We start from the raw sequence: 23,248 nt of genomic DNA on the forward strand, positions 1-23,248 counted from the left end.
CTCGACACAATGCAATCACCGCCACAGCACAGGAGAACACCATGGCGAAGCGTAAGAACATCTTCCTGCCCCGCCCGAACACGATCTGGCATACCTCCGGCCGGTCCCCGGAGTCAGATCTCTCCGAACTCGTCGGGGAACACCTGGCGCAACTCGCGAAAACGGGGGTCATCCAGACCCACCGGCGTCACGCAGGGGACGTGCGTGAGGGTTTGAGGGTCAGCTCCTTCGACGCCGGGTGGCGTACGGATGACGGTGCGAGGGTCTCAGCGCGGTTGAACCTGTTCCGCGAGACGCCGCCGGTGGAGCTTCTTTCTGTTCTGCAGGGGCGGGGCCGAAGTTCATGGACGGTCACGGCCGAGGCGGACCGCCCCTGGAACATGGCCTGGGAGTCACCCGCCCGGATGTTCTTCCCTGCCGACAGGGAACAGTTGTGGGCTCGGGACTATTTCGCTGGCGCGCTGCGGCTGGGCATGGCGTCGGCGCTGGTGAATGATCTGGTCCACGCACTGCCAGAGATACTGTCTTGCCTTGCCGTTGAGGGGCCCTGGTACACGGTGGTCATCACCCATGACAAGCACGCACGGGTGGACCATAAGGGGCTGGACCTGGTGCCGATGCTCCCGGACAGCTTCTACGGAAGCGTGGTGGAGATCAGGGCACAGGGCAGCCAGGACCGGATCTTCAACGATGTGCTGGCCGCACACAACGTGTCGCTGCCCTCCGGGGGCGCCGTCATTCTGCCGACCAACCCCCGTAAAGAGGGGTGGCGGCGCGAGGACTACGTGGTGTATCCGCGTGGCGGGGACTTCGAGTCCACGCTGAAGAAGACCGCGCAGCTGGTAGAGCGGTATGCGCAGGAGCCGTCGCACTTCAACGGCTTGATGCGGGACTGCGTCGATGACCTTCACTACGACTGGGTTCTGCCGCAGGTCGAACTGGCCCCCGATCAGATCCTGGCCCAGAAGGCGGAGGTCGAGGAGAGCGCGGCCCGGCTGCGTCAGGAGCTGGAGGATGCGCGCCGGAAGCTGCATGCGGAGGCCGAGGCCCGCAAGGAGGCGGAGAAGAGCGCTACCGTATTGCGGAACTCGGTTGCCAGGCTGGAGCGGGAGATGCGTGAGCACCCTCTCGCAGATCAGGCACGGGCAGCGGAGGAGCGCCTGGCGGAGATTTCCGCCCACTGGGAGGAAGGGCAGCTCCTCCTCGACGATCAGACATCTCAGATCGCGTGGCTGCGACGTCAGCTCGCCCAGGTTCCCGGCCGTACGTACGACGAGCCGGTGCCGGAACCGGCGGCCGGACCCGAGTCGTGGGACGAGCTCGTCGAGTTCACCGAGGAGCTGATGCCGCATGTGCGGATCGGAGACGTGTCGAAGCCGCTGAGGGAGCTGCGTGGCCACAAAAAGGAGAAGCAGTGGCTGCGCAAGACGTGGGAGTCCCTGGAGGCCCTGGAGGCGTACGCGGAGGCGAAAAAGAAGCTCGGGGCGGACGTGCTGCCGCACTTCACGCAGTACCTGAACTGGCCGGAGGCACCGGTACTGGTGTCCAAGCAGCTCTACTGTGCGTCGGATTTGCGGAGCGATGGGAGTGACTCGAAGGTCCGCAAGACGCGCCTCTTCCACGTGCCTGGGCAGGGACAGGTATTCATGGGTGAGCACTTCCGGATCGGTGGGGTAGTTCCACCCGCGCCCCGGATGCATGTCCATGACGACACAGCCGGGCCGAGCGGTCTGATCCACGTCGGGTACATCGGCCCGCACCTCCCCAACAAATTGGGCCGCTGACCGGCTGCAGCCCGGTTGCTGTCTCACCCCTCCTGACGCCCTGACAAGGGGCGGAAGGAGGGGTTTTTTGTGAGCGATCAGCGTACTGACGATCTGTGGGCCGAGGACGAGCCCGTCCGCGAGCCGATGCGCCCCCAGACCAGATCGCCCCGCAACCCCTCCCGCGACGACAAGCGGATACGCCGCCGGATGCGCCGGTCGGGCGCGCAGGAGGAGAACAGCATGGCCAATCCTGACCGCTCCCAGCTGCTGCAGCAGATCGCGAGCGCCACAACCGTCCAGGAGCAGATGCAGTACGTGGCCCGGCTCGACGAGGTGGAGCGAGCCGAGCGCCTGCAGGCTGCTCAGGAGCGTGAGCTCGACCTGGCGCAGACGTCGATCGGTGCGGCGATGACCCCGCTGGTCTCCCGGACGGCGCGGGGCACGATGAACTCGGACTGGCTGCTGGGGCTGGCCGACCAGGAGGTCGACCACAGCGCCCTGATCGCGCAGGCCGCGTTCTGGTTCTCTGGTGTTCCCGGCGGGGTCCGTGCGGACGTCGAGGAGTTCGAGGAGCAGGCGCGCGGCCGGGCCCGGCACGTCACGGCCAGCATGGGGGAGCAGGCTCCGGCGGCCCAGAAGACGTTCCTGGACTACGCGACGTTCCTGCGTACCCAGTCGGCGTCCGGCCTGGACCAGGTGCAGCAGACCACCGCGCCGGACGGTGTCAGCTCGAAGCCGACTCCGCTGCCCCCGGATGTGTTCGACAACTTCGCCCCGCCGGTCGCCGACATCAACGCCGGTGTCACCGGCACGGAGAACTCCAACCAGGCTCCGGCAATCCAGCAGGCCGTGAACGGCGGCGGGAACTCGGCACCGGAGGTCCCCGGCGGGCACGACAGCGGCGGCCAGATGACCGGTCCGGCCCCGGAACCGTCCCTGGGCGGCGGGGGCGGGGGCTCGGCGCCGGAGGAGCCCGGCGGGCACTCCGAGACGGGCGAGATGGGACAGAGCGCCGAGGCTCCGGGACCGGCGGCCCCGCCCGGACAGGGTCCGGCCGCCGGATCGGGCGGCGCCCAGCCCTACGGCGACCCGCGCAAGCAGGCCGCGTCCGGGCTGCCGCAGATCCAGCAGACCACCGACGTGCACGACGCCCCGGCCGCGCAGCAGCTGCCGACCACAGTGGCGTTCCCCTGGACGCTCGACGAAGGCGTCCAGGCCGACGGCATGACCGGTGACGCCCAGTACGACCAGGGCGGGCAAGTGCCCTCCGGGCACCAGTCCCACGCCAGCCTGCGCACCCGCGCCGACCAGTGGACCCAGCCGCACCCTGCGGTGCAGCCGAACATCGCGAACAGTCCGGCCAGCACCCCGCCGCGCAACGTCGGCGAGGCCGGATCCGGTGCGGCCGACGCCGCCGACCACAACGCGCAGCCGTCGTTCGGTGACGCGCACGCGGCGCCCGGCTACACCGGCCCGTACACCTCGGCGTCCCCGGCCGCCCCGGCGCAGAACGTGCCGGTCTCGATGGGCGGGGACAACGGGACTTCGGCCAAGCACCCCACCTACGCGTCGCGGAAGGTCGCCACGCGTGAGGAGATGGCGCACCCCGACTTCCAGCGCGGCTACAAGTACGCGGCAAAGTGGGCCCCGGGCACTCCGCTCGTCACCCCGGGCTCCCCGGAGCTGGAAGCCGGAATCTACGCCGGGCTCACCGACCAGCCGCTGCAGCGCACCGCATGGCTCGCCCAGCACGCCGAGCTCGCCAAGGTGGAGCCCCGGCTCGGCCAGCGGATCGCGGCGCACCGCCAGTTCACGCACCGGGTCGCGGCCGAGCACGCCCTGCCGACCGACGGAACGTACCTGAGTGTCGAGGCCGCCACCGGCATCGACCTCGACACGACGAACCCGACCACGTCCCCGTCGCCCGCCGGGAACACCCCGGTCAACGGTCCCGGGCAGCCGGGCCCGCTCGCCGGAGGCATGAACGCGGCCGCTCCGGCCGGTGCCGCCCCGTACAACGGCGCCGAGCCGTTCGGGCAGCCGGTCGTCCCGGCCGCGCCGTCCGTGCCGCAGGGCGCGCCCGTGCACATCCCCGACACCGGGATGGCGTCGTCCGCTCCGGCCGGGCAGGGGCTGTCGGCGCCGATGGCCTCTTTCCGGCGCACCGTGCAGGCCGCGCTCCTCACTGAGAGCGAGGGCTCGCGATGAGTGACCTCAAAGAGCTCGCGAAGGAGTGGGCGGATTACGTCGGCCAGGACTCCACGGAGGACCCGGTGTGGCGGCGCGTGCACCTAGTGCACGCGGACGGATCGGACGAGGTGCTCATCCTGCGCAAGGACGAGGGGCCGGGGCTGATCGAGAGGACGGCTGAGGAGGTTGCGTGGCAGCGGGACTTCATGGATGCCGCGCCGAAGGGACTGAGCCTGCTGCGAGCGGCGCGGACTGACAAGGAACTGCACGGCTTTACCGGCGTATCCGTGGTCCTCCCCGAAATGGAGGCGGCGATCCGTGGGCTGCTGCTCAGCGCAGGCATGGACGCGCCGGAGTCCGGCTTCTTCGAGACCTACTCCACGGCGAAGGAGCTGTGATCATGGACTTCACTTCCCTGCTCTGGGACGAGACCGGCCGCGACATTGACACCGAGCAGTCCGAGCTGGCCCGTACGGCGGCGCTGACTGATGCGTCGGCGCTTGTGGGGCCGCTGCTGTTCCAGGCGACGGATGCCGAGGACTTCGGTCACCGTCTCGCGCTGGCGGAACCGCACCTGCAGGCGATCAGCACCCGGCGCGGGTACCCGGTCGAGGATCTGGCCGGGGACCTGACGCGGCGCTTCGAGATCCTGGCCCAGGCCACCAGTGCGGCCCGGGGCAAGCAGGCTGAGGCGCGCCGGGTTACGGCGGCTCAGGAAGCCCTCATGGACGCTCAGGTGGGCAAGCTGGCGGCGCACGCGGCTCGGGAGAACCCGAACATTCCGATGCGCGAGTGCCTGCGTCTGGCCACCGAGGCCGTCGCGAAGCACGCGGACTCCTACCCGCTGGCGTACGAGTCGTGGAACGGCACGGAGGACGGCCCGTTCACCGACAGGGCGAAGAAGTGGCAGCCGCCCGCCCTGCCCGGGGCCAAGCAGCCCGCCGCCGCTGCTGTACCGGGGAGCGGGGCGGGCCCGCAGGGCGGCGCGGGGCCGGGGATGTTCGACGAGGTCAAGCAGCGCCTGGACGACGCGGAGAACCGGGTCAACCAGCTGTCCGGCCCGTCGCGCCCCTCCGGCCCGACCTCGCCGACCGCGTCCCTGGACGAAATCACGACCGCCGGATTCATGGACCGCGTCAAGAACTGGTGGAACGGCAACGAAGCACGCGAGCCCCTCGGCCCGCCGGTCACCCCGATCCTGACGCACGTGCCTGATCCGCCCAGCGTCCCTGCGGCTACGGACCACGTGGAGCACTCCTACACCGACGGCCTGATGGACGGCTTCGACAAGCACAAGACCCACCTCGACGAGAAGTGGGACGCGAACGCCGCAGGACCGGGCGCCTCGCGCGAGTACCGCGACGCGCACGACCCGCTCCATGACACCTCCAACTACACCAAGGGGCTGATGGACGTGTTCGACCACGCGAAGTCCGAGATCGGTACCGGCGCCCACCACCCGGCCCCGGCCGGTGTCCCGGGCGGCTTCAGCCATGCCGAGACCGGTAGCAACCACGGCCAGCAGCAGCTGCCGACCGACCCGACGCCGGAGTTTTCCCACCCGGCGCACCCCGACGCAGCGGGCGGCCGCAACAGCGGAACGGAGCCGATCCCCAGCTACTTCCAGTACGGGGCCCCCCGGTAATGGGCCCCAACGGAGTCTGGGGCGTCATCCTCGGTGCCGCGTTCGCGTACGAGATGTATGGCGTGTTCAACAAGACCAGCGGCGACACGCTCTCCGAGCGGGTCCGCGCCTGGTTCCGCACCAGCACCCGGGGCGGGAAGGCGGCCTTCGTTATCGCTTGGCTCGGCCTGACCGCCTGGTTCATCCCGCACATCATCTTCGGAGGTAACTGATGAGCACCCCCGCCCAGCCCGAGTGGGCCTATGGAGCAGACTTCCAGGGCACCTCGACCGTGATACCGGGGCCGGACACTTACTCCGGTGTCACGCTGGAGTTCCGGATCAGCCGTGACATTCAGGGGCTTCCGGAAGGCACGACGGACCTCACTCCGCTGATGGTCGCCGAGTCGCTCAACAGTCTGCTCGTCGACAACGGCTGGCCCCCGGCCCAGTTCTGGGGCACGCCGGTCGACGCGAAGCTCAACGAACTGCCCTCCTGAGCGGAACCGGCCCTGTTACCGTCTGCGCAACGCCCCTTCCCGAACCTTGCCCCGGGGAGGGGCGTTGTGCTGTCCCCCTACGGCCGCGCGGCCGTAGGGGGTGGAGGTGGGGGCTATGACGCTGCGCCCGGTAGAGGCACACCAATCTGGCGATGGGATTACCATCGCGCACTGCCCGTTCTGCGGCTCGGGGCAGGTCATCGGCCGGTCCGACGGCAACACCGAGTGCAGTTTCTGCAATCAATCGTTCCTGGTGCGTGTCCAGCCGACGTACTCGGCGTTCCCGCAGTCGGTCGGAGGAGCCCCTGTCGACATCCCCGGCATGCCCGATCCCGCGATGGGCGGGATGCCGCCCGGCGGCGCGCCGGGCGAAGAGGGAATGGATGACGGTGGCGGTACCCCGCCGTTCGGTGGCGACGCGGACGGCGACGACCAGGGAGCCGAGGGTCCGCCGGATGACTCCGAGGACGACAGCGGAGGCGGCGCACCTCCGTTCGGGAAGAAGGAGTCCTCCTACCGCACAGGCCGGGGCCAGCGCCTCTCGCGCCCCTCGTACATCGGGTATCTGGCCGGTCTCCTGGAGGCGAAATGACGACCTCGGTGAAGGCGCGGGTGCAGCTCACCCTGGACGGGCAGACGTACGAGCCCGGTGAGTGGATCACACTTCCGGACGATCAGCGCCCGCGCGCGCAGGAGCTGATGGCCTACGGTCTGGTCGACGAAGCTCCGGCCGCTCCGGTGAAGGTGTCGCGGCGAAGGAAGGCATCCTAGAGCCGCTTGATCGCCTTCAGTGCGTTGATCACGAGCATGGAGTTGTGGCTGTCCATGCTCGTGAATAGATCCCTGAAGTTGACCTTTACCGAGCCGCTGCCGATCGAGCAGGCGGCCATCAGGAGAGCCAGCTCTCCGCCGGACTGGGGCCAGCGTTTTTTGGAAGCGGCCACCCAGTCGAGGACAGCGATCGGTTCGCCGTCGGGTCCAACGATGTCCGGGTCGTCGCTGTAGTCGATCAGGCCGCCCGCCCATAGGCGGCGCAGCCACCATTCCTCCTCGATCAGCATGTCGACTGCCGCCCTGGCCCCGGGGTCTCCTCCGTAGGTCCATGCCCGTAGCGCCGCATGCACCTGTTCCATCGTCACGTCTGTTCGCATGCGGGCATCCTCCCATCCGCTGCGCCCTGTCCGTGATGGCTTCCCCGGCCCTAGGGGGTGAGCCACCACCGGGGAGGAACCCATGCCGCAGAACAACAGCGAGGCAAGGACCGAGGCCGCGCTGAGCCGGATGTCCCGCCTCTTCCGCCGCGCGTCCCAACATCCCGGGGCTTCGCCGGAGGAGGCCGAGATGCGGGCGAACCGCCGCATGCGCAAGCGCGCGGCCGTTGGCGGCGGGGCGGGTGGCAGCAGTCCTCAGGTGAGCTTCGCGACGGCCCGGCCGCGCGACCCGCTGTTCTACTGGCGGCAGAACAACATGCCGTTCCAATTCGATGACCCGGCGCAGATGCAGAAAATGCGCGCGTACTGCCGCCTCGTTTATGCCTCGCACCCCATTGTGGGGTCCTGCGTCGACATCTATTCGAAGTACCCGCTGCTCGGAATGAAAATGTCATGCAAGGACGAGCGGCTGACCGAGTTTTACACCCAGCACTTCCTGACAAAGGACGGGCTGGACTACAACAAGTTCCTCGTCGATCTCGGCCGGGAGTACTGGACGGTCGGTGAGGCGTGGCCGCTGGGGACGTTCAACGAGCAGCTCGGCGTCTGGGACACCGAAGAGCTCCTCAACCCCGACGACGTGGAGGTTCAGCCCTCACCGTTCCTGCGTGACCCCCGGTTCCTGATCCGGCTGCCCACGCAGATGCGGGAGCTGATCCGCACCCGTCAGCCGGTGTGGGAGTACGCCAAGCTGATGGAGGCGTACCCGGAGCTGACGTATTACGCGGATGACAATTCACTGATGCCTGTTTCGAATATTCTGCTGCGTCAGCTGAAGTTCGAGGCGGATACGTTTAACCGTCGCGGCATTCCTCTTCTGTACCGGGCGATGCGTTCGCTGATGCAGGAGGAGATGCTGAATACGGCGGTCGATTCAATTGCCGACCGGCTGTATATGCCGATCATTCTGGCGAAGCTCGGCGCGTCCGCGTCCGACCTGGGCACGCAGGTGCCGTGGATCCCGACGCAGGACGACCTCGCCGACTTCGAGGAGGCCGTAGACACGGCCCTGGCGGGCGACTTCCGCATCATCCTGTCCCACTTCGGCGTGGAGATGGAGGCGGTCCTCGGCAAGGAGGACATGCCTGACATGAGCGGCGAGTTCGAGCGGATCGAGGGCCGGATCCTCCAGACGTTCGGCCTGTCCAAGACGATGCTCGCCGGTGCCTCCTCCGGCGAGACGTACGCGGCCGACGCCCTGAACCGCGACCTGGTCACGCAGATGCTGACGAACTACCAGCAGCTCGTGAACTCGCACTACCGCGAGCGCGCGCTGGTCGTCGCCGAGGCGCAGGAGCACTTCGACTACGAAGAACGCGGCGGCCGCCGGTACGTGAAGATGGAAGAAGTCTTCGAGATCGACGAGGAGTCCGGCGAGGAACGCATCGTCGAGCAGCCGAAGCTCCTCATCCCGGACCTGCAGTTCCGCACCATGTCGCTGCAGGACGAGGCCGCGCAGACCGAGTTCTTCGAGGCCCTGCGCGAGGCCGGAGTCCCGATCTCCATGCGGACCCGGCTGCACAACGTGCAGATCGACCTCGACGACGAGGTCGAGCGGGCGCGCGATGAGGCTGTGCAGCTCGCGGTGGCTGAGCAGGAGACCCGCAAGGCGACGTACATCGCGTTGCGGGATGCGGGCCTGCCGATCCCGATCGATCTGCGTGCCGACTTCGAACCGCGCGCGCTGCCGGAGGGTCAGGACCCCCTGCAGTTGCAGGCGGACGGGCTGAGGGTCCCGATGCTGGGCCTGGACCCGACCGGGTCGCAGCCCACGCTCGCGCCCACGGTGCAGGACCTGCAGACCACTCCGGCCGACGGCGGTGTCGTCGAGCCCGGTTCGGTGCCGGAGCCGGTGGACGCCGACGGCGGGGCCCGGCCGGACGAGTCAGACGAGCAGCGCGAGTCGATGCCCAAGCAGTCCTCCCTCACGGCCAAGTCGGTTCTGCACCGGCGCGCGGGCCGGATCCGGGAGCTCGCCAACGTGCATCAGCCCAAGGTCAAGATCCCCGCGAAGCAGAGCGCCGTGGAGGGCGAGCCCGAGCCGGAGCCCCCCGTGGCTGTGCAGCGCCGCCAGCCGGTCGGAATCTACGGCGACCCCCGCCATATCGGGATGCGGCGCCACATCCCCAAAGACGAAGTACAGGAGCTGCAGGCATGAGTTTCACGCTGATCCCGATCACCGGCACGTACCTCAACGGGGCGACCCCGCGTACGGGCACGGTGCAGCTGCAGCTCACCGGGGCGCTTTACAACCAGGGCGTCACGGCTGACCGGCAGCCCAAGATCGTTTCTCTGGTCAACGGGGAGATCAGTACGTCGTTCGTGGCCACGAACGACCCGGACACGCTGCCGGTTGGCGGCGGCACGGTGGAGGTCACCGAGACACTGTCGGGCCTGCCCACGGTCACCTACCTCATCGCACTGCCGTACAACGGCGGCCCTGTGAATCTGCAGACCGCTCCCCGGCTGTCTGCGGAGGACGTTCCAGGCCCGGCGATGATCGCCCAGCCGCTCAACGAACGGGGGCGGCCCAACGGATATGCGGGGCTCGACGGGTCCGGCCGCGTCTTCCGGGACCAGCTGCCCGCAGATCTGGGCGGCGGAGGCAGCGGAGGAGGCGGGGTCGTGATCAGCGGCCAGGCCACCGATATCCAGCCGCTCGGCTCCCGGGCAGCAGGATCCACCGGCATGGCAGCCGACGCCAGTCACGTACACGAGGTGCCGCCCTTGCACCAGCTGAAGCCGCCCACGGCACCAGTTGCCATGGGCGGGCAGCGACTGACCGGCCTCGCGGCCGGGGTGGACCCTCAGGACGCGGCCACCATGGCCCAGATCGGACAGTCCGTCCTGGGCTGGGTCAACGTCAAGGACAAGGCGTACGGGGCCAAGGGAGACGGCGTAACGAACGACACCGCCGCGATCCAGGCCGCCTTGAACGCATGCGCGCCTGGTGGCATCGTCTACATTCCCGAGGGCGTCTACCGGACCTCCGCACCCCTCACGCCTCCTCCCGCCGTCACCGTGCGGGGCTCGCACGCGAACATGATGGCTGTCCCCGGACTCGTGGATCCGCCGTGCTACCTCCAGCCGCTGCCCACCTTCACCGGCACGGCCATGATCGTGCTTAAGGACCAACAGGCCGGGGCCTACCCGTCCGGTTCGGCGGAGCACCGCATCGAGAACCTGATGCTCGACGGATCCACACTGGACGGTACGAAGCCGGTCGACGGGGTCTACGCCGAGGGCAACATCCAGAACGTCCGGCTGCTGAACGTGACGATCCGCCGGATGTCCAACAACGGCATCGTTACGGCGGGCAAGGCCAACGTCTTCCCCTCCAACTGGCGCATGTCGAACGTGATAGTCGACAGCTGCCGGGCCAACGGTGTGGCCATCACGCGGCTGGCCGACCTGACCATGCTCGACTGCCAGGTCGTCGGATCCTGGGGCCACGGCATAGTCCTCGACAACATCGCCAACGGCCTGGTGATCGGCTGCCGCAGCGAGTGGAACGGGAACCACGGCATCCGGCTCACCGGCGCGTGGGGCAACGGAACGGGCTCCGGCGGGCTGCTGATGTCGGCGTGCGCGACCGACCGCAACGGCTGGAACGGGGTCCATATCGACGCCTCCGGCGCCGCGCCCCTCACCATCAGCGGCCTGATGACGCGGCGTGACGGGCGCAACGGCGGCACGGGCGGCGGATCGTATGCAGGGTTCGCGGTCGCCTCGGCCACGGCGCCGGTCCTGGTCGACGCCCTCACCTGCTACCCGGGCACCGACGACGACGGCACGGGCGTCGCCTCCCCGCAGTACGGGGCCTACCTCACCGGGGCCAGCCAGGTCCAGATCGGCGGCGGCTACCTTCACGCCGTCGAGGACGGTCTCAAGGACTCCACGGTGGGCGGATCCGTCGCGGTCGGCGCCGAAGTCACCGTGCGCAGCGGCGCCTCCAACACGACGTCGGACCGGTTGCGCCGCTACACGCGCGAGACGAACGTGACCATCAACAGCCTGCTGGGTGAGACCCCGTTCTTCATCGCCCACCGGGGCAGCGGGATGGAGTACCCCGAGCACACCATGGCCGCTTACGAGTCCGCCGTGGCGGGCGGGGTCAAGGCCATCGAGGTGTCGGTACAGGTCACGGCCGACGGGGTGCTGGTGTGCTGCCACGACCAGACGCTGGAGCGCACGACCAACGGAGTCGGGAACGTCTCGGCCTGGACATACCAGGCACTGCGGAACAAGGTGCGCACGAACCTGCGGCCGCTGCTGGGTGACGGCTGGATCGAGCAGGAGATCCCGACGCTCAAGGATGTCCTGGACCGGTTCCTCGGCAGGGTCGTGATCTTCCTGGAGGCGAAGTCGAACGTCTCCGTCCCGATCGTGCAGAAGATGCTGACCGACTTCTACCCGCACGCCAACCAGTCCTTGGTGTGGAAGGGGCACTACCAGGGAACGTCCTTCCCTTGGGCAAAAGCGCACAATATGGCTACATGGGCATATGTGGATGCAAACACCACAGATGCTCAGATGGATGCGATCTCTACACAACCGGACATGTGGGGGGTGCCTCACACGATGACCGACACCCGGATCGGACAGATCGTCGCCCGGAACAAGCCGACCATCTGCTGGGAGGTCCACCGTCGTTCGGACGTCACCCGGCTCTCGGCCCTCGGAGTGCGGGGCATGATGTGCGCGCAGCTCCAGTACGTACGCGGGACCACCCAGCTGGGTACCACGGACGACTGGGACACGTCGGTCAAGGCTCCCGGCGACATGGGGACCGTGCTCTACACCAACAACCGGGCCCTGAAGTACGCGGGTGACGGCAGCGTCCACTTCGACGTCGTCGGCGCTGCAGCGCTCATCGGTTCCCGATCCCTGCCGACGTTTCCGACCAACGGCTACCGGATCCTCTTCAAGATGAAGTACGAGGGGCTGCCCGCCTCCAACGAGCACGCGGGCATCGCCTTCGGGAAGGTTGCGGACGACTCGTACCGGTTCGACCTGGCGAACCCGTCGGGCGGCTACCACGTCGTCATGCGCGGATCGGGTCAGATGCAGCTGTACACGCATGCGGCCGGGTCGACCACAGGAACGGCGATCGGCACCGCCACAACGACGGCGCCGGTAGCCGGTCAGTGGATGTCGTTCCAGATCGACGTGACCCCCACCCAGGTCATCCTCAGCCGTACCGACGTCGGGCCGGTGGTCACGATCACAGCCGACAACACCGACTACCGGGGCGGGTATCTGCACCTGACGGCAGGGTCGGTCGGCTCTCTGGCCAACCGCCCGCACTGGCAGGACCTGATCGTCACACCGCTGTAGGTGCTGTCCGGCCCCGCCCAGCCCTCCCCAAGGGGCGAGAAATCATCGTCCCGGGGAGGGCCACCATGGCAGCCGAGATCAACGCCGCTGACGTCATCAGCAAAGCCAGGAGCGAAGTCGGTCACCACGAGGGCCGCTCCGGAGGTCACTGGAACAACGACCAGAAGTACTCCAAGGAGACGCCGGGCCTTCAGTGGTCCAACTTCATGGCCTGGTGCTGCACGTTCATCGTCTGGTGCGCCAACAAGGCGGGCGACAAGACGATCGTGCCGGTCACCGCCTCGTGCATCAACGCGGTGAACACCTACCGCGCCTGGAAGCGATTCTCGTACTTCCCCGCGACCGGCGCGCAGGTCTTCTTCGGGCCGAACGGCGGCCGCCACACCGGACTCTGCATCAGATGGAGCAAAACTCACATCTGGACCATAGAGGGCAATACGAACGACGACGGGTCGCCCGAGGGCGATGGGGTCTACGAGAAGCAGTACCTGCGGACCGACCCCTACGTGTACGGCTACGGCTACCCGAAGTACGCACACGCCATGGACTCCGCCGACCCGGACTGGAACGAGCCCGGCAAGGCTCCGGAGAAGAAGCCGACTCCGCCCCCCGCACCGGCGAAGGCCCCGGCCTTCCCCGGCCGCGAGTACTTCAGGCTCGGAGCGAAGAACAAGTACGCCAAGCAGCTGCAGACCTGGCTGGCCAAGGGCGGCTGGGGCCCGAAGTACCAGGTCGGCCCGTCGGAGACCATGTCCAAGATCGACCTGGACAAGGTCAAGGCCCTGCAGAAGCACTACCTCTCCGCGCTCGGCCCGGCCGACGGTCTGACCGGCCCGAAGACCTGGCAGTACGCCTGGGAAGTCGCCAACGGCAAGCGCAAGAAGTAGCCGCCCGGAGGCCCCGGATCGCGCCAATCTCCAGCGATCCGGGGCCTTCGCGCTGTCCTGGCACAGGCGGCGGCCGGACAAGGGGTGACAGGCAGGCCAAAGATCGAGGAGCGCCATGACGACCGAGCCCGACCCCACAATGGGGCAGCTGTGGCGGATGATCGAGGCCGACTCCCGCACCACCAGGCTCCACGTCCAGCAAACGCTCGACGACGTAAAGAAGCGCCTGGACGGCTTCATGACCAAGGACCTCTGGGAGTCCGAGAAGCGGGCGCTGGAGCAGCGCATCGAAGCGGCCGAGCGGGAATTGCGCGCGCAGGCAGCTCGGCACAACGCGCTGAAGGAAAAGCTCGAACGCGAAGCGCAGGAAGAAGCCCAAGCGCGCCGCCAGAACGGCCGCGAGTTCATCTACAAGGGCGTCATCCCCGTCCTCGCTCTGCTGGTCGCGGCGATCTCCTTGTACCTCGGCATGCGCTGACTCCCTGTCTCAGCGCCCGCGAGCACGCCCAAGAGGCGAAAGAATGGCCGTCACCGGAGGAGGACCGCGTGGGCATCCAGCCGCACATTCCGCAGCGTCACCAGCACGAGACGCTGGGCATGCAGCGCCTGGCCGTCGTCTCTGAGGACTACTGGGACTTCAAGCCCACGCAGCGAGTCCAGACCACCGACGGATTCCCCGGCACGGTCACGGCCGTCCAGGACGGCCCGTTCCCGGGCTCCGAGGAGTACCAGGTCACTCTGGACGGCGGAATGGGCGGTGGCGCCTACACGGCCTCCCAGCTGCGTCCGGCGGCCAGTGCCACGGCGGCCATGGAGCAGACGGCGGCCGCCGACTACCCGGAGCTGGCCCAAGTCCTCGTCGACCGCCCCGACCCGGCGCTGCAGCAGGTCTTCGCGGCCAGGACGGCAGCGGCCGCGCCGGTCAGCGTCGCGCCGGAGCTCTTCGCCTCACTGGTCACCACGGCGGCCGCCGACGCCGACTTCCGTTTCCAGGTCACCGCCGCCTGGCGCGACGTCGTCGCCAAGGCCAAGCGAATCCGCACCGAGGGTCGCCTGCGCGTCACCATGGCCAGCGACGGCCTCGTCTTCGCCGAGGTCAAGGGCGACCACGAGGTCTACGAGACCGGCCTGCAGCGCTTCCCCGGCAAGATGGCCGCGCACGTCTGGTCCTGCGGCTGCAAGTGGGGCGCCTACCACTGGGGCGCCGACGACGACTTCAGCCGCTTCGCCGGACGCATGTGCTCCCACGCGCTGGCCCTGCAGTACGAGGCCCAGTCCCGGGGCATGTTCGGCAAGGACATCAACGCCGACGAGGAACGCCCCTCCTGGGTGCCGCGCAAGGTCGTCGTCCGCTACGACATCGACGCCGACCAGCACCGCCTCGCACCCGCCACGGCGGCCCGGAGAGAAGCGTCGGTCAACCCCCACGGTCTGTACCTGCGGTTCGGCGACTGGTCGCGTGATGAACGGTCCAATAACAACATCACCGGCGGCAAGGAGGACGGGGTCAGCGTCTACGACCTCGACCACAAGGGCAACCCGATGGACCCCGACCCACACGGCGAGACCGAGCACTGGCCGATGGAGGAGATGCACGGCCGGATCGGGAACGCTGAGAGCGACCGAAAGTGGGGCAACGACCGCCCTCACCGCCAAGCGCACATTGTGAAGGGTGACATCGTCGGATTCGGGCAGGACAACGAGCCGTTGCTGCAGAACGTGAAGCGCGTCGGTGACTGGATGGATCACCGGCACCACTTCATGCCCGACGCCAAGCCGCACCCTCTCGGTCGCAGCGAAGACCACGAGGAGTACGAACCGCCGGAGCACCTTCCCGAACACAACCACGTGGCATCTCTGATCGGCCCTCCCCTCTCCGACGTTGCCCGTGTGGCCGTGGCTGCCGGGGAAAATCACTTGGAGGTCTCGCTGGCCCTGAGCGCGGTCGGAGTCATGGCTTCGGTGGATGCGCCGTTCGGTGAGCCGTCGGGGACGTCGTATCAGCTGCCGAAGGCGCCGGGGGCGACGCAGAAGAAGATGCCGTGGGAGAACCCGGCGTCGGCCGGGCCGCTCGCGGGCGCGGACCCGACGGGGTGGAACCGGAAGCTGCCGCTGGAGTCGTACGCGGCGCTGGAATCGGCCCTGTTCGAGCCCGGCGGCGCGGAGGCGGAGCTGCACGACGAGCCGGAGGGCGCGCTGCCCGCGACTGACGGGGTGCAGCTCCCGTCCGACGACGAGGCGCTCACGCCGTCGCTGGGCGGCCTGCGGACGCACGCCCTGAAGGACTTCACCCTCGCCGAGCGGCAGGCGCTCATCAATGAGGGGGAGGGGGTCCTGGCCGCGAACCTGGACCGCCTGAGTATCGAGGGAACCCACTACGCCGACCTGGAGCAGATCCTGGCGGCACAGGAGGACGACACCACATGGCTGGAATGACGGACAGCACGCTCTCGAACGAGGCCGCTGCGGAGGACAGCATGGACCCCTTCGGCGGGGGCAGCCACGTCATCTCGTGGCCGCGCGCGGTGACGGTCGGCCAGCTCACCGACGAGATCGCGCAGGCGCTCGGCAACGAGGTGAGCATCGCTGTAGCGATGCCGACGGACGCCAACGGCGCCGACCGCGAGGTCAGCGGCCAGCACCCGCTGAAGATCTTCGTGACGCCGCCGTCGACCGATCTCGCCGCCGTAAAGCAGCTGCTGGCCGCACACCGTCCGGATCCGCACTACGGCATGTCGGACGAGGACATCAAGCGCGGCAGTCTGGAGCGGAAGATCCGCTCCGGCGAGGAACTGACGATGGCTGAGGTTCAGGCCGCGCTGCGGATGCTCATTCGCTGACCGCTTCGCCCTCGGCCTGGTTGCACTACAGGCCGAGGGCGAAGACCGGACCGGCCACGATCGCGCCGAGGGCGGCACCGGCCACGGTCTGCCAGGGGGTGTGGTCCTTGAGCTGGGCCCGGGACCAGGCGACCATCGGGACGAGCGCGATGGACAGCAGCCACCACGGCCCGTAGAGCAGGCCGAGCATGGCGAGCGCTCCGGTCAGGACCGAGGTGTGAACGGAGATCTTCCACCACCTGGTGATGGGCCATATCGCTGCCAGCGTGACGAGCATGGCGGCCACCATGGACAGCATCGGGGCCGGGGCGCCGCCCAGGGACATGGCGGCCAGGCAGATGCCGACGGACGCCAGTATCACGGGGATGACGACCATTCGGCGCGAGCGGTCCGTGAGGTGCCGGTTGCCCCACCGGCCGTCGCCCTCGCGTATGACGATGTAGGCGATGGGGATGCCCGCGCAGAAGGTGATGGCGAGCAGTCCCCAGCCGATCCCCGGCCAGCCGTACCGGGCGCCGACGAGCAGGCATAGGGCGACGATGACGTTCTTCGGGTCGACGCCGTCGGTGAGTGCTCTGGCTGCGCGAGTCTTCATCTCAGGGGTCATGTGAGGGCCAGGCGCCTGTCGAGGCTGCTCATGACCACCCGGTTGTTCATGGCTTTCCCGATCGGCAGCAGCGCCTGGGTTGTCCTCTGCAGGTCTGCGCCAGGGTGGAGGATCGCGTTCTCCGGCGGGCTGTTAAACGGTTCCTGGCCAGCCTTTTTGCGCTGGATCGCGGTACGCAGAAGGTAGGCGGGGACCGTGTGAGGCGGAAGCCCGAGCTCCTCGGCTGTCCGTTCAGCGCTCTCATACAGGTCCGGGTCGACGTAGTCCTGGAGCGTCAGCGAGGCGTCGCAGATCTGGTTGATCCGTCGCCGGAGCCGGTAGTCGAGTCCGCGCCAGTTCCAGAAGTCGGCCCACTTGGCAAGCAGGCCGGTCAGGTGGGAGTGCAGTCGGGGGGCTCGCTGGCGAAGCCAGTTCAGGGACGTTGAGTTGCGGTGGTCTTTGCCGTAGACGACCTCGGGAACCGCCTCGGTGAGGCGGGCCCACAGGGGGCGCAGGTCGTTGACCGCCGCGTGTGCGTCCATGCGGGCTCCCATGCGCTCCCAGGCGGGAACGGCACTGCCCATCAGGACGAGTGCTACGCAGCCGACGAGGGTGATGTTGGAGGCGACGTAGACGAAGGTGTCGCCGCCCAGGAAGGGCTTGTCGGCGAGGCGGGTGACGAGATACCCGGTGCGGACGATTCCGTAGCAGGCGCCGACGGCGCAGCCGAGCGAGAGTCCTTGCATGGAGATCTTGAAGGATCCCTGGGCGCGGGCATCGCGACCGGCTGCCGAGCACATCATGCTTGCGCAGACCATGCCGAATATGAGGTAGGCGTAGAAGAGGATCAGGTGGAGGGATCCCCAGAGGTGTCCTGCCTGCTGGAAGATGAAGTCGGCGTCCTCGGTTCCGCGCCCGGTACGCCGGTAGGCGAGGGGGAAGATCGCGGTGATGACGATGATCGCTCCCCAGGTGACGACGCGGCGGGGGCGGTTGCTGATGGCGCGGCGGTAGCGGGGTTCACGTTTGCCGTCATCGCGGCCGGGGACGACGGCGATGACCCAGCGCAGAAGTCCGGCGACGGCGGCGATCCCGCACAGGTGCTTGGTGAGGGTGGCGGCGTCGTCGATGCCGGTCGCGTCGTAGATGAAGTCCCCGATGGCGCTGATCCTGGTAATCATCGAGACGTCGAGTGCGGCAAAAACAAACCAGAGGGTTCGTCCCTGCGGTGCACGCAGGGCGGCGGGTGTACGCCAGATGACCACGGCCGTCAGCGGTATGACGACCATCCAGGCAAACAGGTCGGGCGTGTCGGTCACCAGGCGCTCCGGGTTTCGAGGCTGTTTCTCATGTTGCTCAGCAGGTCGGGGGTCGAGTCGGGCGCCCGCTGCAGCCACTCCTCCGCGAAGTAGCCGAACTCCTCGGCGCGCCGCTCACGTTCTTCGCTGAAATCCGTGCGGCACATGCTTCGTTCCCACAAATCCGCGTCGGTATGAGTGCAGATGCCCTGGAGCATACGGAACAAGGTGGCCAGATCGAGGGGGTCGGGCTCGTCGCCATTGACCATGTGCCCGACCTCGTGGCCGATGATGTGCCCGTACTGCACGCCGCTTGCTGCCGGATGGACCCAGATCAGGTCCGTGTCTCCAGCTGTTACCCAGGCGCCGCTCGGACCTCCGGGTGACGCCACGAGCGGATCCCGGCTCAGGACCAGCTCGTTGCCCCGGACTTGGCGTACGTACTCGCGTAGCAGCATCTCGGGGGTGCGATCTCCGTTGGGCAGGACGAGACCCTGCAGAGCTTGGGCCCACTCGTGCTTACGGGTCCGTCCCCACCCCAGCTTGAACTTCATCCCCGCCCACCTTGCGCATGATCACTGTCCTCGTTGAATACAGCACTAAGCGTAGGGCACTGGGGTGACATCGATACCGTCTGGTCTGTTCTTGATCAATCGTTTGGCGTCGCCGCCTCGATGGCGGCCGAGAGTACGCGGATGACCCCCATGGCCTTCTGGGGGTTGAGTTGCCCGGCTCCCCGCATGGCAACCATCAGCTCCTCGGTACCCATGCCGCTCTCCTTCGCACGCCGGAAGAGGTTCTGGGCGGCCAGCATCATCTCGATCTCGGCCTCCGCCTCCCTCGTCTCCGGTGTGGCGTCGGCCCCTGAGAAGAAGTAGGCGGGGCTGACCCGGAAGAAGCTGGCGAGCGCCTGGATGACGTCCTTCGTCGGGTTAGTCCGCTTTCCGCTGCGGAGTTCTCTCAGGTAGGACGCCTGGATGGGCTGCTTGCCCTGGTCGAGCTTCTCGTTGATCTTGTCCAGGGCGGCAACGGCCGACTGGTGCTCGGGTGATCCCACGGGCGCTGAATCGATCTCAAACTTTTTCTGTTCGATGTACAACCGTGAGGCACCCTCAGCGATCTCAGGGACTGAGTAAACCCCCTCGCCTTCCTCTGGCCTCTTCCTCTTCAGCTGCTGCAGGGTCTGAATCTTGGTGGCGAGCGATCCGGCGGGGGCGGGATCGCTCTGGGGCGCCGTCATCGGGGCCCTCCCCTCTCAACTTGGAAAAATCTCCCCGTCGTTCCGCCAGATCCTACCCACGGTGGCGACTTCAGCCACACCGTCACTCTTAAATGAAGCTTATGTGTGGCTGAAGTTGACACTAAGGGGGCCTGGCGTCATACCATCGGCGCAGCAATCGACAGAACGTGTGCACGGGGGTGAGCAGGGTGACGATCGGAGTGACCTCAGACACCCTGTGCCCCGGAATTGTCACGGGAGTCCTGTCTCGTACGGCCCCAAGCGCTGTAACGGGTGAGACGTCACGTCACCCAGCACGAGGAGCCGTTGTGGCTGTCGTACCCGCACCTGCCGCCGTACGGACGATCGCACCGATCGTTGTCGGGGCCGTCCTGTCCTTCCTCACCACGCGCGGCATTGAGGTGAGCTCAGAGACTCGTGACTACCTGACCCTGGGCACCGCCGGAGTGCTGGGGTCGACGTACTACGTGGCCCTGCTCGCGCTTGAATCTCGCTGGCCCCGACTGGGCATCCTTCTCGGCTCCACCGCCAGGCCGATCTACGAGGGAAAGCACCGAAAGGCCAGTTCCGATCCGACGGCCGCCACGTCGGACTCTCCGGACGAGAAGCTGTAGACCGCCAACTACCGCTGAACCAGACCGGAGCAAAGGCCCCGGCTGACCACACTTCCCTACCCAGGAAGGTCAGCCGGGGCCTTCTCGCATGCCAGCACAAGGGTGCGTCGTCCAGTCCAACGAGGCACAGTCCGAACCGTAGCGGGTTATTTCATGTGAGTCTATTTGTCGCCAAAGAGATGGGCGCCATTCCGCTTGCGTCTCGTCGCAGATTATCCACCGACCTTTGGCCATAGCTTCGCCACCTACACGGTCCTCTCACAAAAGACGCCACATCGTTGCCGCCCGAGGCCGTTCCTGTTCGTCGCACCGCAGCCACCCCCAAGGGGCGAGAGCGCGGAAGCGCTGCAGTCCGCACAGGAGGATGCCCGGTGCTGAAGTTCGCCACGGCCCAGATCATCGCCGCAAGCTACGGCGACCAGCACATGCTGACCAAGGCGGCACACCGGGCCGTCTTCCAGTACGAGGTGCGTCCCGGCTACCTGTACGTCCGCTCCCGGGCCATCAGCTCTCGCTGCAACGACAACCACGACGAGTTCCCCGCAGAGGAGATCAAGAAGGCGTACGCCTCCTTCGTCGGCAAGCCCGTCTTCGTGAACCACAACAACGAGAATCATCGGCGCGCCCGGGGCATCATCATCGACGCGGTCCTCCACGAGGACAGAAACCCCGACGGCACTCCAGATACCTGGGTCGAAGTACTCATGGAGGTCGACGCCAAGAATTTCCCGAAGCTGGCCAAGGCCATCCTCGCTGGACACGTCGACCGCACCAGTATGGGCTGCGACGTCGAGCGCTCCGTCTGCTCCGCCTGCGGCAACGCCGCCACCACCCCCGCCGAGTACTGCGCGCACATTCCGGGCCTCAAGGGGCGCCGCATCTTCCGGCACACCGCCAGCGGCAAGCGCGTCGGCGAACTCGTCCGCGAGACCTGCTACGGCCTGAAGTTCTTCGAGAACAGCCTCCTCGTCGAGCCTCCGGCCGACCCGACCGCCCACTTCCTCGGTGTCGACTCCACCGGCCTGAGTTCCACCGCCGCCATCAACCCGGCCGAGTTCGACGACGACGAGCCGGAAGAGGACGACGGCAGCACTCTCACGCCCGCCCCCAAGCACCCGAGCCTCAAGGATCTGTACGACGCCAGGGAGCGCGCGGATCGCGGCTTCGCCGCCGTCACCCCGAACCGGACCACGCCCCAGATTCCGGACGGCTGGAAGCGTGACGTTCGGGGACCGGCCCGCCAGGACCACGTCGACAAGACGCCCACCGGCGGCGTGCACCGCAAGGACTACCCCGAGCGGCTCCAGCAGCGCCGCGAGCGGGCCGTCACGGAGTCACGCCCGTTCACGCCCGGGATCCAGAGCCTCAACAAGGCAATGGCCGTCGAGGCGGCGGGCCCGCAGTATCCGAATCCGGGCGACCACCCGTGGTTCAAGGAGACCGGCCTGAGCCACGAGCACGTCCTGTCGCACTGGGACCAGGCCACCGACGAGGAGAAGAAGCAGGGGGCCCGCTGGTACCCGGACGCCCATCACGTCGCGAAGGCCATCGCCAAGCTTGACCCGAAGATCACGGATGACCGGGAGGCAGCACACAAGGGCGCTGGTGTCCTGTCGGCGTACAGTCCGCAGCAGAACTGGTGGGCCAACCAGCACAACGCGGCCAGGTCGTTCGTCCAGGGCAAGGCCGTCGGCAAGGGTGAGGGCCTCATGGTCATGGGCTCCCACGCCACGGCTGCCCAGAAGATCATGAACGGTGAGGACCACCAGAAGGTCCTCAAGGGCCCCAAGACGCAGGACTTTGCCCACCTCATCGAGCACGCTGGGAACGACGAGCACGGACAGCCGTCCAACCGTGTCGTCATGGACCGCCACGCCCTGTCCGTGGCCGCCGGACGCCGCCTGAATGCCGATCAGGCCAAGGGATTCCAGTCCGGGAACCGGCACTACTACGAGCACGCCGCCGAGCACTACCGCACGGCGGCCGCCGTCATCTCCGACCGCGAGGGCCGCCATGTCCCGCCCCACGAGGTCCAGGCCGTCACCTGGCTCACCCGCCAGCGGCTCAACGCAGCCGAGGACGAAGGCTCGCCCGGCGGCAAGGGTCGCCAGACCGTCCAGCGTAACCAGCGCGCGCAGTGGAAGGATCTGGCTGGGGAGCACACCCCTCACCTCAAGGAGGACGGGAACTCCCACGTCTCCCGCCTCGTGGACCCACTCATGATCAACGCGGACGGCAGTATCAGCGCCGTGGCGTACGGCGAGATCAAGGCCCCGCAGGACGTCGACACGCTTCGTGAGGAGAACTGCCCGGTCTGCGGTGACGCCGACACCTACGACGGCCTCGCCTGCCAGGTCTGCGGATTCATCAGCCCTCCGGCCCAGTTTCGCAACCCCGACCTCGACATGGCCAAGAACATGGACCTGCGCAAGCAGGTCGTCGACCCGTCGCTCGTGGACGACAACGGCGAGTTGCAGCGCACCGACCAGAACGGCCAGCCGCTGCCCTCGCAGGAGGGGGAGGCGGACGGCAACCAGCTCGTTGACCCCGACCAGGTCGACGAGAACGGCCTCACGCCTTCTCCGTACGGTGACCAGGCCCTGGATGGCACCCAGCGCGGCGGCCCGGCGGTCTCCGACCGCAACGGCGACGGCCTCATCCAGCCCGACGAGATCGACCCTGATGGCAACGCCAACCTCCAGAACGACATGGTCGACCCCGAGATGGGCGGTCAGGCCGGGCCGCGCGAGCTTCCCTACAAGGGGCAGGATCACACCGGGGACTCCTTCACGCAGGGGCCGGACATGCCCTACCGGCCCAGCGGCCCGGAGGGACCCGACGGCCTGTCCAGCGAGGACGACACCACCGGTGCACCCGTCCCCGGCACTCCTAACGATGGCGTGCCCGACCTGTTCTGCCCGACCTGCGGCTTCGGAGCCGACGCGACTCCGCCGCAGACCCAGAACATGGCCAACCCCGAGGAGCAGGCCATGGACGGCATCGTGTCGGGCGACGTCTGCCCGAGCTGCCGCCGCGACCAGCTCCTGACGCCGGGGGAGATCAACGGCAATTACTCGAAGTCGCCTGCTGTCGAATCGCCCGCATGGGGCTCGCAAGGGGTGTAGAAGTGCCCACGGCCGCAGCCGTGAGCAACGA

At 67.8% G+C, this 23,248-nt stretch carries 21 protein-coding genes; 16 read left to right on the plus strand and 5 right to left on the minus strand.

The annotated features are described in order from the left end of the window. The first annotated feature begins 41 nt into the window (after positions 1 to 41). The 8 genes from E6R60_RS26830 to E6R60_RS26865 all read left to right on the plus strand — a co-directional run bounded on the left by E6R60_RS26830 (position 42) and on the right by E6R60_RS26865 (position 6,850). Entirely contained in the window at positions 42 to 1,784 is a 1,743-nt protein-coding gene (locus E6R60_RS26830; protein WP_136329245.1) for a hypothetical protein, read from the plus strand. Between the two features lie 69 nt (positions 1,785 to 1,853). Beyond that, positions 1,854 to 3,974, plus strand: coding sequence for a hypothetical protein (locus E6R60_RS26835; RefSeq protein WP_136329246.1), 2,121 nt, complete (start codon positions 1,854 to 1,856; stop codon positions 3,972 to 3,974). After that, positions 3,971 to 4,354: a hypothetical protein gene (locus tag E6R60_RS26840; protein WP_136329247.1), complete on the plus strand. Its 384-nt coding sequence runs from the start codon at positions 3,971 to 3,973 to the stop codon at positions 4,352 to 4,354. The genes E6R60_RS26835 and E6R60_RS26840 overlap by 4 nt, the downstream gene beginning before the upstream one ends. Positions 4,355 to 4,356: 2 nt before the next feature. Continuing rightward, complete coding sequence (locus tag E6R60_RS26845) at positions 4,357 to 5,601, plus strand: hypothetical protein (protein ID WP_136329248.1); 1,245 nt, start codon at positions 4,357 to 4,359, stop codon at positions 5,599 to 5,601. Further along, positions 5,601 to 5,813, plus strand: a complete 213-nt coding sequence (locus tag E6R60_RS26850; RefSeq protein ID WP_136329249.1) for a hypothetical protein — start codon at positions 5,601 to 5,603, stop codon at positions 5,811 to 5,813. The genes E6R60_RS26845 and E6R60_RS26850 overlap by 1 nt, the downstream gene beginning before the upstream one ends. Further along, entirely contained in the window at positions 5,813 to 6,079 is a 267-nt protein-coding gene (locus E6R60_RS26855; protein WP_136329250.1) for a hypothetical protein, read from the plus strand. Before E6R60_RS26850 ends, E6R60_RS26855 begins: the two co-directional genes overlap by 1 nt. A gap of 115 nt (positions 6,080 to 6,194) precedes the next feature. Further along, positions 6,195 to 6,671 carry a hypothetical protein gene (locus tag E6R60_RS26860; protein ID WP_136329251.1) on the plus strand — a complete coding sequence of 159 codons (477 nt, stop codon included), beginning with the start codon at positions 6,195 to 6,197 and terminating at the stop codon, positions 6,669 to 6,671. After that, complete coding sequence (locus tag E6R60_RS26865; RefSeq protein WP_136329252.1) at positions 6,668 to 6,850, plus strand: hypothetical protein; 183 nt, start codon at positions 6,668 to 6,670, stop codon at positions 6,848 to 6,850. Before E6R60_RS26860 ends, E6R60_RS26865 begins: the two co-directional genes overlap by 4 nt. Here the strand turns inward: E6R60_RS26865 and E6R60_RS26870 are convergent. Next, positions 6,847 to 7,230 (minus strand): hypothetical protein, encoded by a 384-nt coding sequence (locus tag E6R60_RS26870; protein ID WP_136329253.1) that lies wholly within the window; start codon positions 7,228 to 7,230, stop codon positions 6,847 to 6,849. The two genes, E6R60_RS26865 and E6R60_RS26870, sit on opposite strands and share 4 nt — an antisense overlap. 82 nt (positions 7,231 to 7,312) lie before the next feature. Here E6R60_RS26870 and E6R60_RS26875 point away from each other — a divergent pair, with 82 nt between their 5' ends. From E6R60_RS26875 to E6R60_RS26900, 6 genes are all read left to right on the plus strand, one after another. Then, positions 7,313 to 9,448 carry a hypothetical protein gene (locus E6R60_RS26875; protein WP_136329254.1) on the plus strand — a complete coding sequence of 712 codons (2,136 nt, stop codon included), beginning with the start codon at positions 7,313 to 7,315 and terminating at the stop codon, positions 9,446 to 9,448. Next, entirely contained in the window at positions 9,445 to 12,627 is a 3,183-nt protein-coding gene (locus tag E6R60_RS26880; protein WP_136329255.1) for a glycerophosphodiester phosphodiesterase family protein, read from the plus strand. The genes E6R60_RS26875 and E6R60_RS26880 overlap by 4 nt, the downstream gene beginning before the upstream one ends. Before the next feature lie 65 nt (positions 12,628 to 12,692). Beyond that, positions 12,693 to 13,514 (plus strand): hypothetical protein, encoded by an 822-nt coding sequence (locus tag E6R60_RS26885; RefSeq protein ID WP_136329256.1) that lies wholly within the window; start codon positions 12,693 to 12,695, stop codon positions 13,512 to 13,514. A 115-nt stretch (positions 13,515 to 13,629) separates the two neighbouring features. Next, on the plus strand, positions 13,630 to 13,992 hold the full coding sequence (locus E6R60_RS26890) for a hypothetical protein (protein ID WP_136329257.1): 363 nt from the start codon (positions 13,630 to 13,632) through the stop codon (positions 13,990 to 13,992). Between the two features lie 68 nt (positions 13,993 to 14,060). Beyond that, a complete protein-coding gene (locus tag E6R60_RS26895) occupies positions 14,061 to 15,950 on the plus strand; it encodes a hypothetical protein (protein WP_136329258.1) in 1,890 nt (629 codons plus the stop codon). After that, positions 15,938 to 16,354, plus strand: a complete 417-nt coding sequence (locus E6R60_RS26900) for a hypothetical protein (RefSeq protein ID WP_136329259.1) — start codon at positions 15,938 to 15,940, stop codon at positions 16,352 to 16,354. The genes E6R60_RS26895 and E6R60_RS26900 overlap by 13 nt, the downstream gene beginning before the upstream one ends. Positions 16,355 to 16,379: 25 nt before the next feature. Here E6R60_RS26900 and E6R60_RS26905 read toward each other — a convergent pair whose 3' ends face one another. From E6R60_RS26905 to E6R60_RS26920, 4 genes are all read right to left on the minus strand, one after another. Next, positions 16,380 to 16,949, minus strand: coding sequence for a hypothetical protein (locus E6R60_RS26905; RefSeq protein ID WP_206309522.1), 570 nt, complete (start codon positions 16,947 to 16,949; stop codon positions 16,380 to 16,382). 8 nt (positions 16,950 to 16,957) lie between these two features. Further along, the gene (locus E6R60_RS26910; protein WP_136329261.1) at positions 16,958 to 18,259 is read right to left on the minus strand and encodes an MAB_1171c family putative transporter; all 1,302 of its coding nucleotides are present in this window, start codon (positions 18,257 to 18,259) and stop codon (positions 16,958 to 16,960) included. Beyond that, the gene (locus tag E6R60_RS26915; RefSeq protein ID WP_136329262.1) at positions 18,256 to 18,792 is read right to left on the minus strand and encodes a hypothetical protein; all 537 of its coding nucleotides are present in this window, start codon (positions 18,790 to 18,792) and stop codon (positions 18,256 to 18,258) included. The genes E6R60_RS26910 and E6R60_RS26915 overlap by 4 nt, the downstream gene beginning before the upstream one ends. 95 nt (positions 18,793 to 18,887) lie before the next feature. Further along, on the minus strand, positions 18,888 to 19,478 hold the full coding sequence (locus E6R60_RS26920) for a hypothetical protein (protein WP_136329263.1): 591 nt from the start codon (positions 19,476 to 19,478) through the stop codon (positions 18,888 to 18,890). A gap of 308 nt (positions 19,479 to 19,786) precedes the next feature. Here E6R60_RS26920 and E6R60_RS26925 point away from each other — a divergent pair, with 308 nt between their 5' ends. Together E6R60_RS26925 and E6R60_RS26930 are read left to right on the plus strand one after the other, a co-directional pair. Continuing rightward, complete coding sequence (locus E6R60_RS26925; RefSeq protein WP_136329264.1) at positions 19,787 to 20,092, plus strand: hypothetical protein; 306 nt, start codon at positions 19,787 to 19,789, stop codon at positions 20,090 to 20,092. A 371-nt stretch (positions 20,093 to 20,463) separates the two neighbouring features. Beyond that, positions 20,464 to 23,217 carry a hypothetical protein gene (locus E6R60_RS26930; RefSeq protein ID WP_136329265.1) on the plus strand — a complete coding sequence of 918 codons (2,754 nt, stop codon included), beginning with the start codon at positions 20,464 to 20,466 and terminating at the stop codon, positions 23,215 to 23,217. Positions 23,218 to 23,248: the final 31 nt, after the last annotated feature.

The organism is Streptomyces sp. A0642, from assembly GCF_004795105.1.
GTDB lineage: Bacteria > Actinomycetota > Actinomycetes > Streptomycetales > Streptomycetaceae > Streptomyces.